Here is a 13,819-nt window from a genome sequence, read left to right on the forward strand (position 1 = left end):
GACGATGAAATTCACCCTCTCCTGGCTGCGCGAGCATCTGGCCGGCGACTACACGCTGGACGACGTCACCGGCGCCCTCAACCGCATCGGCTTCGAGGTCGAGGGCGTCGAGGACAAGGCGGGCAAGCTCAAGGGCTTCACCATCGCCTATGTGGTCTCCGCCGAGAAGCACCCCAATGCCGACAAGCTGCGGGTCTGCATGGTCGATACCGGCGCCGGCGAGCCGGTGCAGGTGGTGTGCGGCGCGCCCAACGCCCGCACCGGCATGAAGAGCGTGTTCTCGCCGCCCGGCACCTACATCCCCGGCAAGGACATCACGCTCGGCATCGGCTCGATCCGCGGGGTGGAGAGCCGGGGCATGCTGTGCTCGGCCGCCGAATTGCAGCTCTCCGAGGACCATGACGGCATCATCGACCTGCCGGCGGACGCTCCCGTGGGCGCCACTTACGTCGACTGGATCGGCCTCGACGACCCGGTGGTCGAGATCGCGGTGACGCCGAACCGTGCCGACGGGCTCGGCATTCACGGCCTCGCCCGCGACCTCGCCGCCGCCGGGGTGGGCACGCTGATCGACAAGGCGATCCTGCCGGTGGCCGGCGCCTTCCCCTGCCCGGTGAAGGTGACGATCGCCGACGATGCGCCCTGCCCCGCCTTCGCGCTGCGCCTCATTCGCGGGGTGAAGAACGGCCCCTCGCCGGACTGGCTGCAGGCCAAGCTGCGCGCCATCGGCCTGCGCCCGATCAACGCGCTGGTCGACGTCACCAACCTCCTCACCTTTGACCAGAACCGGCCGCTGCACGTCTTCGACGCCAGCAAGGTGCATGGCGACCTGGTGGTGCGCCGCGCCCGCGACGGCGAGACGCTGCTGGCGCTCGACGGCAAGAGCTACACGCTCGACGCCTCCATGTGCGTGATCGCCGACGACAAGGCGGTGGAATCGCTCGCCGGCGTGATGGGCGGCGAGGAGAGCGGCTGCGACGAGGCGACCACCGACGTGCTGGTGGAATCGGCGCTGTGGGAGCCGATCAACATCGCCCAGACCGGCCGCAAGCTGGGGCTGAACTCCGACGCCCGCTTCCGCTTCGAGCGCGGCATCGACCCGGCCTTCACCCTGCCAGGGCTGGAGCTGGCAACGAAGCTCATCCTCGACCTCTGCGGCGGCGAGCCCTCCGAGGTGGTGCTGGCCGGGGCGATCCCCGACACCACCCGCACGATTCCCTTCCCGCTGTCGCTGACCGAGAAGCTCGCCGGCCTCGTCGCTGACGATGCCGAGCAGATCGAGGTGCTGGGCAAGCTCGGCTTCAAGGTCGCCGGCAGCAGCGGCACCGTCGAGGTCGTGCCGCCGTCCTGGCGCGGCGATATCGAGGGCAAGGCTGACCTCGTCGAGGAAGTGGTGCGCATCATCGGCCTCGACCGCGTGCCGGCCACCCCGTTCCCGCGCGACGAGACCGCCCGCCAGCCGGTGCTGACCACGCTGCAGATCCGCACCCGCAAGGCCAAGCGTATGCTGGCCACGCGCGGCATGGTCGAGGCGGTCACCTGGTCCTTCGTGGCGAAGGCCTCGGCCGAACTGTTCGGCGGCGGCCAGCCCGAGCTGGCGCTCGCCAACCCGATCGCCTCCGACCTCTCCGACATGCGTCCCAGCCTGCTGCCGGGCCTGATCCGCTCGGCCCAGGCCAATGCGGACCGCGGCACTGGCGACGTCGCGCTGTTCGAGGTCGGGCAGGTGTTCAAGGGCGACCGGCCGCAGGACCAGTTCATCTGCGCCACCGGCCTTCGCCGCGCCTTCGCGAAGCCGGCCGGCACGGGGCGCCACTGGTCGGCCAAGGCGGCACCGGTCGATGCCTTCGACGCCAAGGCCGATGCGCTCGCCGTGCTCGCCGCCTGCGGCGCGCCGGTGGCGAACCTGCAGATCTCCACCGATGCGCCGTCCTGGTTCCATCCCGGCCGTTCCGGCAGCTTCCGGCTCGGCGCCAATGTGATGGGGCATTTCGGCGAGCTGCACCCGGCGCTCCTGGAGGCGCTCGACGTCGAGGGGCCGCTGGTCGGCTTCGAGATCGTGCTCGACAGGATCCCCGAGCCCAAGGCCAAGGCGACGCGGGTGAAGCCGTTGCTGGATCTCTCGCCCTTCCAGCCGGTGGAGCGCGACTTCGCCTTCGTGGTGGCGCGCTCGGTGGCGGCCGGCGACATCGTCAAGGCGGTGGCCGGCGTCGACCGCAAGCTGATCGTCGCGGTGAACGTGTTCGACGTCTATGAAGGGCCCGGCATCGACGCCGACAAGAAGTCGGTGGCGCTGTCCGTCACCCTGCAGCCGCGCGAGAAGACGCTCACCGACGCCGAGATCGAAGCGGTGGCGGGCAAGATCGTCGCCGACGTGGCGAAGAAGACCGGGGCGACGCTGCGCGGGTGATGCTCCCACCGGCAATCGCCGCGCCTCCTCCCTCTCCCCATTGGGGAGAGGTGGCCCGCGTAGCGGGTCGGTGAGGGGGGACGACATTGGGAAGCCAAGAAGACCCCTCACCCCACCCTCTCCCCGACGGGGAGAGGGAGCAGCCCGGCTATTCTCCGTCGTCCCGGCGGGAACGAACCAAGCGCGGGGTGCGCCTTGCCGGTCTGGGTGATCCTGCCGCGGGATGTCGCAAGTCCCGCACCCCATCCCTCCGCGTCGCCATCGGATGCATCCAGTGATGACTCTATGAGGTGCAGAAGTCGGCTATAGCCGAGACCTGCGCGGGGAGAGGGAGCAGCCCGGCTGTTTCCTGTCGTCCCGGCGGGAACGTACCAAGCGTGGAAGCGCTCTTCCGTCTGGGTGATCCTGCCGCGGGGCGTCGAAAGTGCCTCACACGAGGATGCTTTCGCCCGGGAGAAGGCGACCGGCTCACGGCAGGTCCGGCCTAGGCGGGCCCGCCGGTGAGGCGAATGGCGCGCTCGGCGGCGATCTCGCCGGAATTCCAGGCGCCGGTCAGGGTCCCCCAGCCGACAGGCGTGGTGTATTCGCCGGCGAAGACGAGCCGGCCCAATGGCGAGGCGAACAGGGCGCGCTGCGCGCCCTGCCCCGGGCTCGCCACCGCCATGGCGCCACGGATCAGCGGATCGCCGCCCCAGTTCGACACCAGCAGCTTCTCCGGCATGTCCAGGCCGAACGCCCCGCGCATGACCGTGCGCGCGGCCTGCCGCGCCGCTTCGCCCTTGCCGGACAGCGCCTGCGCCGGCGCGGCACCGAAGCGCAGCACATGCACGTCGCTGCCGCCGACGCGGCCGCGCAGCAGCGTCGGCGCGCCCTCCCCCGCCCGCGCCAGCACGGTTTCGTTATCGGCGAGATGCAGCGGATTGCCCGGCAGCGTGAAGGCGACCTGCTCGATGGCGCCCGACGGGCAGCCGCGCAGGGCGAGCATGACGCGGGCCGGCAGCACCGGATTGAAGCGGATGGCATCGGAAACCAGCACCGCCGCCGGCACCGCGAGGATGACGGTGCGCGCCCGGATCACGCTGCGCTCGCCGCGCAGCGCCAGCGCGTAGAAGCGGCCGGCATTGGTGATCTGCGTGACCGCCGCATCGGTGCGCAGATTGGTCCAGGCGGCCAGCCGCTCCAGCATGACCCCGAGGCCGAGCGGGCAGGTGACGTCGTCCGGCGGCGCCTGCCGGCGGGCGAGATCGAGCGTCGACACCGCCGCGAGGGCCCGCCCGCAACCGAGCGGGCCGAGCATCGCCTCCACCGTCGCCGTCCAGGGCCCGCGACTGCCGAGAAACGCCGCGGCCGGCCCGTCCTTGCCGGCATCGGCGGCCGCGAGCATGTCGCGCCGCGTCCGGCCCAGCGCCAGCGCGAAGGCGTCATAGCCGCTCTCCGCCACCTCATGGCCGTCGACGAACAGGCGCGCGGCCGACGGCACCGCGACCAGCGGCAGCCCCGCCTCGCCGGCGGCATCGGCCAGGGTGCCGTCCATGCGCGAGAAGGTCGCCGCCCCGAGATCCACCACCGGGCCGAGCCCGGTATCGCTGCGCGCCCGCCCGCCGACGCGCGACGCCGCCTCCAGCAGCACATAGGAGCGCCCGGAAGCGGCGAGCTTGCGGGCCGCGGCGATACCGGCCGCTCCGGCGCCGACAATGGCGACATCGACGCCGGTACCGGCATTCTGCGCCAGCGCCGGCGCCGCCAGCACCGTCGCGGACAGGCCGGCAAGGACTTCGCGGCGCGAGGGGCGGGGGAATCGGATCATGCGACGAAGGGCTCCGGCATCGCCCGCCACGCTAGCACGAGGCGCCGCGCGCCGGAACGCATCGGCATGTGGGCGGGAATCGGCGGACGGGAATCATGGTTTGTTCGAGGGAACGAATCGAGGACCGACTCGGGAAACGTGATTCCGCAAGCGGAAAATCATCGCCCCGACGCCACGGAAACCGCATCGCCCCTTTGAACGCGGCGTGTGCCGCCATTAGGTAGAGGCGACCCTCTTCGCGCGAGACGCCATGCTCCAGGACGCCGTCGCCGCCTTCGGGCGCACCTTCTCCCCCGGCTATCGCCGGGTGCTCATCCGCTCGGTGCTCATCGCCCTCGGCCTGCTGGCGGCGCTGGGCATCGGTGCGCACTGGGCGCTGACCTATTTCGTGACGCTGCAATGGGGCTGGGCGGAGCTCACCCTCGACATCCTCGCCGCGGTCGGCATCCTCATCGGCGCCATCTTCCTGGTGCCGCCGGTGACGTCGCTGGTCGCCGGCCTGTTCCTCGACGAGGTGGCCGAACGGGCGGAGGTGGAGGACTTCCCCGCCGATCCGCCCGGCCGGGCGCTGCCCTTCGCCCGCTCGCTGGCGATGACGCTGAAATTCTTCGGCGTGATGCTGGTGGTGAACCTGATCGCGCTGGCGCTGCTGCTGGTGCCGGGCGTCAACCTCGTGGTGTTCTACATCGCCAATGGCTACCTGCTGGGGCGCGAATATTTCCAGCTCGCCGCCATGCGCTTCCGCGGCGAGGCGGAGGCGGCGGAGATGCGGCGCCGGCACGGATTGTCCATCTTCCTCGCCGGGCTGATCATCGCCGCCATGGTGTCGGTGCCGATCCTCAACCTCGCCACGCCGGTCTTCGCCACCCTCTTCATGGTGCGGCTGCACAAAAGGCTCAGCCGGCGGGCGCCGGCGTCTTAGCGGGCCAGCGGCACAGATCGGCGATCAGGCAGCGCCAGCATTCCGGCACCCGCGCCTTGCAGACATAGCGCCCGTGCAGGATCAGCCAGTGATGCGCGTGCAGCTTGAAGCGGTCGGGGATGACGCGCTCGAGGCCGAGCTCGACCTCCAGCGGCGTCTTGCCCGCCGACAATCCGGTGCGGTTGGCGACGCGGAACAGATGCGTGTCCACCGCGATGGTCGGATGGCCGAAGGCGATGTTGAGCACCACATTGGCGGTCTTGCGGCCGACGCCGGGCAGGGTCTCCAGCACCGCGCGGTCGGCCGGCACCGCGCCGCCGAACTCCGCGACCAGCCGGCGCGACAGCTCGACGACGTTCCGCGCCTTGCCGCGATAGAGGCCGAGGGTGCGGATATGGCCGGCAACGCCCTCCTCGCCGAGCGCCACCATCGCCTCGGGAGTGGGCGCGGCGGCGAACAGGGTGCGGGTCGCCTTGTTCACGCCGACATCGGTGGCCTGCGCCGACAGCACCACCGCGACCAGGAGCGTGAAGGGATCGACGTAATCCAGCTCGCCCTTCGGCTCGGGATCGGCGGCCTCGAAGCGCGAGAAGGCCTCCGCCACCTCGGCCGGAGTCCACGGCGCGATGTCGCGGCCGGCCAGCGCCGCGGCGGCATTGGCCACCGCGCGGCGGCGGCGGGCCGCCTCGGGCACCGCCGGGACCGCCTCGCGGGCACCCTTCTTGCCGGCAGCCTGTTCGGCCTTACGGCCGGATTCAGCCGCCGCCGCGGCCCGCTTGGGAGCAGGCTTCGGGGTGGGTTTGCGCGAGGATGTGTCGGGCGGGGATTTCTTGTCGTTGCGGGCCATTTGCGAGCTATAATGCGGCCCCATGAGCCCTGCCAAGAGCGACTTTGCCGCCCACGACGTCGCGGGCGAGGAGCCGACCCTCTACCGGGTCCGCCTCGCGCCGCACCGCTCGCTCGACGAGCGGGGTTTCCGCATGGTGATGCTGATCGTCGGCGGGGTGAGCCTCGTCTGCGGCACCGCCTTCCTGCTGATGGGCGCCTGGCCAGTCTTCGGCGTGTTCGGCCTCGACGTGCTCGTCCTCTACATCGCCTTCCGCATGAGCTTCCGCTCGGCCCGCGCCCGCGAGGAGATCACGGTGACGCCGAGCCTGATCGAGGTGCGCAAGATCGACCCGCGCGGCGCCGCCGACGAGGCGCGGCTGAACCCGCTCTGGACGCGGCTCGACAAGGAGTTCCACGAGGATTACGGCCTGCAGCGACTCAGCCTCACCTCGCGCGGCGCGCCGGTGGTGGTGGGCGGCTTCCTGCACACGCAGCAGCGCGAGGAACTGGCGCAGGGTCTGGATCTCGCGCTGGCGCAGGCCAAGCGCGGGGTGGTGCGGTCGGAACTCTGATGGACGGCGCGTCGAAATCGGGTGGCCCTCTCGCCGCCGGCATGTCCAAATGGGCAGAACAGGAGGACACCGCCGTGCTCGCGCCAACTCTGGAGAATGCCCGTCCGCTCGAAATCGCCGCGAACGACTATGAGACCGTCCGACGCGCCGTCGAGTTCGTGAACCGCCGCTTCCGCGACCAGCCCGAGGTCGAGGAGATCGCCCGCGCCGCCGGCGTCTCGCCGCGCGCCCTCACCGACCTGTTCCGCCGCTGGTGCGGCCTCAGCCCCAAATCGTTCCTGCAGGCGGTGACGCTCGACGCCGCCCGGCAGGTGCTGTCGCAGTCCGACAATGTGCTGGAAGCCGCCTATGAGCTCGGCTTCTCCGGCCCCGGCCGGCTGCACGACCTGTTCGTGGTGCATGAATCGCTGTCGCCGGGCGAGTGGAAGACCGGCGCCGCCGGGCTGATCATCCGCTGGGGATTCCATCCTTCGCCGTTCGGCCGCGCGCTCGCCATGGCGACGCCGCGCGGCCTGTGCGGCCTCGCCTTCGCCGACGAGGGCGGCGAGGAGGAGGCGCTGGCCGACATGCGCCGGCGCTGGCCGAACGCCATCTATGTCGAGGACCCGCTGGCGACCGCGCCCTATGCGGCGCGCATCTTCGACCAGACCTGCTGGCGGCCGGACGACCCGCTGCGCATCGTGTTCATCGGCACCGATTTCGAGGTGCGGGTGTGGGAGACGCTGATGCGCATCCCCATGGGCCGCGCCACCACCTATTCCGCCATCGCCGGCCATATCGACCGGCCCAAGGCGGCCCGCGCCATCGGCGCGGCGGTGGGCAAGAACCCGATGTCCTTCGTGGTGCCCTGCCATCGCGTGCTCGGCAAAAGCGGCGACCTCACCGGCTATCACTGGGGCCTGACCCGCAAGCGCGCCATACTCGGCTGGGAAGCCGGGCAGGTCGGCGGCAAGTAGGGCGGGGCTCTCCCTTTTCCTCTCCCGCCCGACCCTGGCTGTTGCCGGGTTCGGACATGGCAGGATCGAAGCCGGAAACATCCGGCTTCGACGGAGAGGTGGCCCACGCGGCAGGGCGGTGGCGGCGATCGGGAGGCGGAAAAGACCCCTCACCCCAACCCTCTCCCCGACGGGGAGCGGGAGCCTCCAAGCCGTTTCAGCGCCAGAAGCTCAACGTGGCAACGCCGCGCGGCCCTCGGTTCCCCTCCCGACAGGCAGAGGAACCATCTCCCGCCGCGCGCGGCCGAAAGCTGAACGCTGCACCCCCAACAGCTCCTTACCCTCCCTCTCCCCATTGGGGAGAGGTGGCCGGCGTAGCGGGTCGGTGAGGGGTGACACGGTTGCGGGGCGGCTGCAGACCCCTCACCCCACCCCTCTCCCCGACGGGGAGAGGGAGTCTCCAAGCCGTTTCAGCGCCGGAAGCTCAACGCCGCAACTCCGCGTGTCCCTCGACTCCCCTCCCGACAGGCAGAAGAACCATCTCCCGCCGCGCGCGGCCGAAAGCTGAACGCTGCAACCCCCAACGGCTCCTTACCCTCCCTCTCCCCGAGAGAGGTGGCCCGCGTGGCGGGTCGGTGAGGGGTGACAACGCCGCGGAGCAGAGAGCCTCTCTCCCACCCCTCACAAAATGAGGTGCAGAACTGCGCCAATCGAGCCTCACGGGGAGAGAGGGAGCTGGGCTATCCGGTTTCATTCGCGGAGCATCGCGTTCTGGCGTGATGTCCGCTGGGTTGGAAAATCGCCGTCCACCACCCTCGCGCTCCAGACCCGTGACGCCCGCAGTCGGAACGCCGATCCGGGCCGGGAGGGTTTTTCGAATGGGTTTTCCTCCAGCCGGGCCGGCCACGTCCGCCGGCACATTCCCCATGCCCTGAGGCTTCAGCCTTTGTGGGACCTCGATGCGAGGTGGGCCGGTCCCCCTCTCCCCAACGGAGAGAGGGATAGAAAGAACGTGATGAACGGGATTGGCGGGCCCTCCCCTCCCTGAGAGGAGAAGGCGGGAACGAGCGCTCGGCGTTCGTACCCGTCATCCTCGGCCGGCAAGCGGTCGCGCGTGCGTCGACCACTCTCGGCGAATGCTTCCCTACCCCTACGGCATCGTCAGCCGCCGCACCGCGTCGCGCCAGCCGGCGAGCTTGGTCTCGCGCAGGGCCTGCTCCATCGAGGGCATGAAGCGCCGGTCCAGCCGCCAATGGTCGGCGAAGCGCTGCGGCTTGGGCAGCACGCCGGCATGCAGGCCGGCGAGATAGGCCGCGCCCAGCGCCGTGGTCTCGCGCACCACCGGCCGGTCGACCGGCGCCGCCAGGAGGTCCGACAGCCGCTGCATGGCGAAGTTCGAGGCGACCATGCCGCCATCGACCCGCAGCACCGTCCTGGCGCCGTTGCCGCCGGCCTGCGCCCAGTCGGCGCGCATGGCGTCGAGCAGGTCGGCGGTCTGGTAGCAGACGCTTTCCAGCGCCGCGAGAGCGAGTTCCGCGCGGGAGGTCGCCCGGGTGAGGCCGAACAGCGCCCCGCGGACATCCGGGTTCCAGTGCGGCGCGCCCAGCCCCACGAAGGCCGGCACCAGATAGACGTGCTGGGCGGGATCGGCCGCCTCGGCCAGCGCCTCGCTCTCGGCCGAGGCCTTGATGATGCCGAGCCCGTCGCGCAGCCACTGCACCGCCGCGCCGGCGACGAAGATCGAGCCCTCCAGCGCATAGGTGCGCTTGCCGTCCAGCTGGTAGGCGATGGTGGTCAGCAGCTTGTTCTTCGAGGTGACCGCCGTGGCGCCGGTGTTCAGCAGCGCGAAACAGCCGGTGCCGTAGGTGGACTTGATCATGCCCGGCTGGAAGCAGGCCTGCCCGACGGTGGCCGCCTGCTGGTCGCCGGCGATGCCGCAGATGCGGATCGGCCCGCCGAACAGCTCCGGCAGGGTGGTGCCGAAATCGGCGGAGGAATCCTTCACCTCCGGCAGCATGGAGCGCGGCACCCGCAGCAGGGCGAGCAGATCCTCGTCCCATTCGCCACTGTGGATGTTGAACAGCAGCGTGCGCGCGGCGTTGGTGGCATCGGTGGCATGGACGGCGCCGCCGGTCAGCTGCCAGAGCAGCCATGAATCCACCGTGCCGAAGGCAAGCTCGCCCCGCTCGGCACGCGCCCGGGCGCCCGGCACATGATCGAGGATCCAGCCGATCTTGGTGCCGGAGAAATAGGGATCGAGGATCAGCCCGGTGCGGGCGCTGACCATGGGCTCGTGCCCCTCGGCCTTCAGCCGGGCGCAAAGCTCGGCGGTGCGCCTGTCCTGCCAGACGATGGCGCGGTAGATGGCGGCCCCGGTCTTGCGGTCCCACACCACCGTGGTCTCGCGCTGGTTGGTGATGCCGATGGCGGCGATGGCGGCGGTCTTCGCCCCCGCCTGCTCGATGGCCGCCCGGCAGGTGGCGAGCGTCGTCGCCCACAGGTCCTGGGCCTCGTGCTCCACCCAGCCGGAAGACGGGAAATGCTGCGGGAATTCCTGCTGCGCCTGCGCCGCGATCGAGGTGTCCGGGCGGAACAGGATGGCACGCGAGGAGGTGGTGCCCTGGTCGATGGCGAGAAGATAGCTGGTCATGCGCAATCCACGTCGGGAGGTCGCCCGGCCGTCGCCGGCCCATTTCGCCGATCATCCGCCGGCCGCCTGATCGTCGCGCCTGATCGTCGGATCCGAGATCTAACCCGCCGCGGGCCGGGCCGCGAGGGGTCCGGCGGCGGCATCCACCACGGAGGCCCGATGCCGCCTATGGGAAGGCGGCGGACGGTTTCCGGCGAGCGGGAGCGAGAGAGCCGGGCGGGCGCCAGAACGGCGTCCGCCCGGTCGTGTCGGGGTTCCTATCCACTTTGGCGCCGGCCGGTTGATCCGGCCTGACGCGCGGCCGGCCTTACTTCTTCGGCGGGGTCGCCGGCCAGCTCTTGATCAGCGCGTCATAGTCGACGGTCTCGCCCTTCGGCTTCTCATTGGCGAGCTTGGGCTGCGGCGCGAGATTGCCTTCCTTCTTGGCGAGCTCCACCCAGTATTCCATCGGGTGCTTCTCGTTCAGCTTGGGACCGCACTCACCCTGCACGCCGGACTTCTCGAGGCGCGCCATCACCGATTCCTGCGCCTCGGCGAGGCTGTCCATCGCCGCCTGCGGCGTCTTGGCGCCGGAGGAGGCGTCGCCGATGTTCTGCCACCAGAGCTGGGCGAGCTTCGGGTAGTCCGGCACGTTGGAGCCGGTGGGGGACCACTGCACGCGGGCCGGCGAGCGGTAGAACTCGACGAGGCCGCCGAGCTTGGGGGCCCGCTCGGTCATCGACGGCGCCCAGATGTCGCTTTCGCGGATGAAGGTGAGGCCGACATGGCTCTTCTTCAGCGACACGGTCTTGGAGGTGACGAACTGGGCGTAGAGCCAAGCCGCCTTGCGGCGATCCACCGGGGTGGACTTGAGCAGCGTCCAGGAACCCACATCCTGGTAGCCGAGCTTCATGCCGTCCTTCCAGTAGGCGCCCTTCGGCGAGGGCGCCATGCGCCACTTCGGAGTACCGTCGGCGTTCATCACCGGCAGGCCGGGCTTCACCATGTCGGCGGTGAAGGCGGTGTACCAGAACATCTGCTGGGCGATGTTGCCCTGCGCCGGCACCGGGCCGGCCTCGGAGAAGGTCATGCCGAGCGCCTGTGGCGGCGTGTATTTCTTCAGCCACTCGATGTACTTGACGATCGAGTACACCGCCGCCGGGCCGTTGGTGTCGCCGCCGCGCTCCACGGTCGAGCCGACCGGGCGGCAGCCCTCCATGCGGATGCCCCATTCGTCCACCGGCTTGCCGTTGGGCAGGCCGCGGTCGCCATTGCCGGCCATGGACAGCCAGGCATCGGTGAAGCGCCAGCCGAGCGAGGGGTCCTTCTTGCCGTAGTCCATGTTGCCATAGACCTTGACGCCGTCGACGGTGCCGATGTCGTTGGAGAAGAACTCGGCGATGTCCTCATAGGCGGACCAGTTCACCGGCACGCCGAGCTCGTAGCCATACTTGGCCTTGAACTTGGCCTTGTAGTCCGGGTTGGTGAACCAGTCGTAGCGGAACCAGTAGAGGTTGGCGAACTGCTGGTCCGGCAGCTGGTAGAGCTTGCCGTCGGGCGCGGTGGTGAAGGAGGTACCGATGAAATCCGGCAGATCCAGCGTCGGCGAGGTGACGTCCTTGCCCTCGCCCGCCATCCAGTCGGTGAGCGGCACCGCCTGCTTGTAGCGGAAATGCGTGCCGATCAGGTCCGAATCGTTCACCCACGCGTCGTAGATGTTCTTGCCCGACTGCATCTGCGTCTGGATCTTCTCCACCACGTCGCCCTCCTGGATGAGGTCGTGGGTGAGCTTGATCCCGGTGATTTCCGAGAACGCCTTGGCGAGGGTCTTCGCCTCGTATTCATGCGTGGTGATGGTCTCGGAGACGACGTTGATCTCCATGCCGGCGAAGGGCTTCGCGGCATTGATGAACCACTGCATCTCCTTCAGCTGGTCCTCCTTCGACAGGGTCGAAGGCTGGAACTCGCTGTCGATCCACTTCTTGGCGGCTGCCTCGTCGGCGCGCACCGGCGCGGCGAGGGCGACCAGCGCGACGGCGCTGGCGGCAAGCAGGAGCCGGGTGCGGCTCTTAGACGTCGACATGGGTCTTTCCTCCCGTTTCACTCCCAGAGCCCGCGCGGCCTGCCGCCGCTTCGGGCGAATTCACACGAGGCGGAACACCGCCAGCGCGTAGACAAGGCAGAGCGCCAGCGCCCAGCCGAGATCGGGTCCCACCAGGCCAAGCCAGGCGAGATTGATGAAGGCGCTGCCGAGCAGCGTGATGAACAGCCGGTCGCCCCGCGTGGTGGGGATGCGCAAGATGCCGACCCGCGCCCGCTCCGGCCGCCACAGCGCCAGCACGGTGAACACGATCAGCAGGCTGGCGATGCAGGCGAAGAACAGCCCGGTCTGCCAGGTCCACGCCATCCAGGCGGTGTTCTCGGCAAGGGTGGTGGTGAAACTCTCCATCTCCCCCTCCTCACACCCGCCCGAGGGCGAAGCCCTTGGCGATGTAGTTGCGCACGAACCAGATCACCAGGGCGCCGGGAATGATGGTCAGCACGCCGGCGGCGGCGAGCAGGCCCCAGTCCATGCCGGCCGCCGACACGGTGCGGGTCATGGTCACGGCGATCGGCTTGGCGTTGACGGCGGTCAGCGTGCGGGCGAGCAGCAGCTCGACCCAGGAGAACATGAAGCAGAAGAACGCGGCGACGCCGATGCCGCTCGCGATCAGCGGCATGAAGATCCGCACGAAGAAGCGCGGGAAGGAATAGCCGTCGATCGCCGCCGTCTCGTCGATCTCGCGCGGCACGCCGGACATGAAGCCTTCGAGGATCCACACCGCCAGCGGCACGTTGAACAGGCAGTGCGCCAAGGCCACCGCCCAGGGCGTGTCGAACAGGCCGATGGCGGAGTAGAGATTGAAGAAAGGCAGCGCGAACACCGCCGGCGGCGCCATGCGGTTCGACAACAGCCAGAAGAACAGGTGCTTGTCGCCGACGAAGGAATAGCGCGAGAAGGCATAGGCCGCCGGCAAGGCGAGGCTGATCGAGATGATGGTGTTCAGCACCACATAGGTCAGCGAGTTGATGTAGCCCGAATACCAGCTCGAATCGGTGAAGATCTTTATGTAGTGCTCGAAGGTGAGATCGCGCGGCCACAGCGACACCGTGGTATTGATCTCGAAATTGGTCTTCAGGCTCATGTTCACGAGCCAGTAGATCGGCAGGATCAGGAAGACCAGGTACAGCGCCATGATGAAGACGCTGCCGCGGGTGTTGTGGCTGGCCGAGGCGCTCATGCCGCATTCCCTCCGATGATCATCTCGACCTCTCCCCTCCGCGCGACGCCATGGCCGGGCTTGCCCCGGCCAGCCACGTCTTCCGGGAGCACCGCGCTCGACGTCGTGGATCCCCGGGTCAAGCCCGGGGATGACGGGCGTGGAGCGTGGGGCAGCATCGCAAGCCCGCTCATGCCGCGCTCCGTCTGTTCAAACCGCGCGTCGCCGGAGTGGAGCACATGAGACCGGCACTCCGCCGCGACGTCATGGCCGGGCCTGTCCCGGCCAGCCACGTCTTCCGGGAGCGCCGCGCTCGACGTCGTGGATCCCCGGGTCAAGCCCGGGGATGACGGGCGTGGAGCATGGGGCAGCATCGCAAGCCCGTTCATGCCGCGCTCGGTCTGTTCAAACCGCGCGTCGCCGGAGTGGAGCACATGAGACCGGCACTCCGCCGCG

General features: G+C 69.6%; 10 protein-coding genes. 4 read left to right on the forward strand and 6 right to left on the reverse strand.

From position 1 onward, the window contains the following. Positions 1-4 precede the first annotated feature (4 nt). Positions 5-2,410 carry a phenylalanine--tRNA ligase subunit beta gene (pheT, locus tag KHC19_RS14895; RefSeq protein WP_213353168.1) on the forward strand — a complete coding sequence of 802 codons (2,406 nt, stop codon included), beginning with the start codon at positions 5-7 and terminating at the stop codon, positions 2,408-2,410. A gap of 484 nt (positions 2,411-2,894) precedes the next feature. Here the strand turns inward: pheT and KHC19_RS14900 are convergent, their stop codons facing one another. After that, positions 2,895-4,217 (reverse strand): flavin monoamine oxidase family protein, encoded by a 1,323-nt coding sequence (locus KHC19_RS14900; protein WP_213353169.1) that lies wholly within the window; start codon positions 4,215-4,217, stop codon positions 2,895-2,897. Between the two features lie 250 nt (positions 4,218-4,467). Between KHC19_RS14900 and KHC19_RS14905 the strand changes: the two genes are divergently transcribed. After that, positions 4,468-5,139, forward strand: coding sequence for a sulfate transporter family protein (locus KHC19_RS14905; protein WP_213353170.1), 672 nt, complete (start codon positions 4,468-4,470; stop codon positions 5,137-5,139). On the opposite strand, the gene nth is transcribed toward KHC19_RS14905, so the two are convergent. Beyond that, positions 5,114-6,010 (reverse strand): endonuclease III, encoded by an 897-nt coding sequence (gene nth / locus KHC19_RS14910; RefSeq protein ID WP_246548929.1) that lies wholly within the window; start codon positions 6,008-6,010, stop codon positions 5,114-5,116. The genes KHC19_RS14905 and nth overlap by 26 nt on opposite strands. Between nth and KHC19_RS14915 the strand changes: the two genes are divergently transcribed. Together KHC19_RS14915 and KHC19_RS14920 are read left to right on the forward strand one after the other, a co-directional pair. Continuing rightward, positions 6,009-6,539: a DUF2244 domain-containing protein gene (locus tag KHC19_RS14915; RefSeq protein WP_213353171.1), complete on the forward strand. Its 531-nt coding sequence runs from the start codon at positions 6,009-6,011 to the stop codon at positions 6,537-6,539. The two genes, nth and KHC19_RS14915, sit on opposite strands and share 2 nt — an antisense overlap. A 74-nt stretch (positions 6,540-6,613) precedes the next feature. Further along, complete coding sequence (locus KHC19_RS14920; RefSeq protein ID WP_343207731.1) at positions 6,614-7,495, forward strand: methylated-DNA--[protein]-cysteine S-methyltransferase; 882 nt, start codon at positions 6,614-6,616, stop codon at positions 7,493-7,495. Positions 7,496-8,624: 1,129 nt separating this feature from the next. On the opposite strand, the gene glpK is transcribed toward KHC19_RS14920, so the two are convergent. The 4 genes from glpK to KHC19_RS14940 form a co-directional block, all read right to left on the reverse strand. Next, the gene (gene glpK, locus KHC19_RS14925) at positions 8,625-10,124 is read right to left on the reverse strand and encodes a glycerol kinase GlpK (protein ID WP_213353172.1); all 1,500 of its coding nucleotides are present in this window, start codon (positions 10,122-10,124) and stop codon (positions 8,625-8,627) included. 307 nt (positions 10,125-10,431) lie between these two features. Beyond that, positions 10,432-12,186, reverse strand: a complete 1,755-nt coding sequence (locus KHC19_RS14930; RefSeq protein ID WP_213353173.1) for an ABC transporter substrate-binding protein — start codon at positions 12,184-12,186, stop codon at positions 10,432-10,434. A gap of 60 nt (positions 12,187-12,246) precedes the next feature. Then, positions 12,247-12,552, reverse strand: coding sequence for a DUF2160 domain-containing protein (locus KHC19_RS14935; protein ID WP_213353174.1), 306 nt, complete (start codon positions 12,550-12,552; stop codon positions 12,247-12,249). A 10-nt stretch (positions 12,553-12,562) separates the two neighbouring features. Beyond that, complete coding sequence (locus tag KHC19_RS14940) at positions 12,563-13,384, reverse strand: carbohydrate ABC transporter permease (protein WP_213353175.1); 822 nt, start codon at positions 13,382-13,384, stop codon at positions 12,563-12,565. Between the last annotated feature and the right edge of the window lie 435 nt (positions 13,385-13,819).

It is taken from the genome of Ancylobacter oerskovii (genome assembly GCF_018390555.1).
GTDB lineage: Bacteria > Pseudomonadota > Alphaproteobacteria > Rhizobiales > Xanthobacteraceae > Ancylobacter > Ancylobacter oerskovii.

What these genes read in the sequence shown, in the direction of transcription:
- KHC19_RS14930 (WP_213353173.1), bottom strand. Translation starts at nt 12,186, where the DNA reads ATGTCGACGTCTAAGAGCCGCACCCGGCTCCTGCTTGCCGCCAGCGCC.
- KHC19_RS14915 (WP_213353171.1), top strand. Translation starts at nt 6,009, where the DNA reads ATGAGCCCTGCCAAGAGCGACTTTGCCGCCCACGACGTCGCGGGCGAG.
- KHC19_RS14935 (WP_213353174.1), bottom strand. Translation starts at nt 12,552, where the DNA reads ATGGAGAGTTTCACCACCACCCTTGCCGAGAACACCGCCTGGATGGCG.
- KHC19_RS14905 (WP_213353170.1), top strand. Translation starts at nt 4,468, where the DNA reads ATGCTCCAGGACGCCGTCGCCGCCTTCGGGCGCACCTTCTCCCCCGGC.
- KHC19_RS14900 (WP_213353169.1), bottom strand. Translation starts at nt 4,217, where the DNA reads ATGATCCGATTCCCCCGCCCCTCGCGCCGCGAAGTCCTTGCCGGCCTG.
- glpK (WP_213353172.1), bottom strand. Translation starts at nt 10,124, where the DNA reads ATGACCAGCTATCTTCTCGCCATCGACCAGGGCACCACCTCCTCGCGT.
- KHC19_RS14940 (WP_213353175.1), bottom strand. Translation starts at nt 13,384, where the DNA reads ATGAGCGCCTCGGCCAGCCACAACACCCGCGGCAGCGTCTTCATCATG.
- nth (WP_246548929.1), bottom strand. Translation starts at nt 6,010, where the DNA reads ATGGGGCCGCATTATAGCTCGCAAATGGCCCGCAACGACAAGAAATCC.
- pheT (WP_213353168.1), top strand. Translation starts at nt 5, where the DNA reads ATGAAATTCACCCTCTCCTGGCTGCGCGAGCATCTGGCCGGCGACTAC.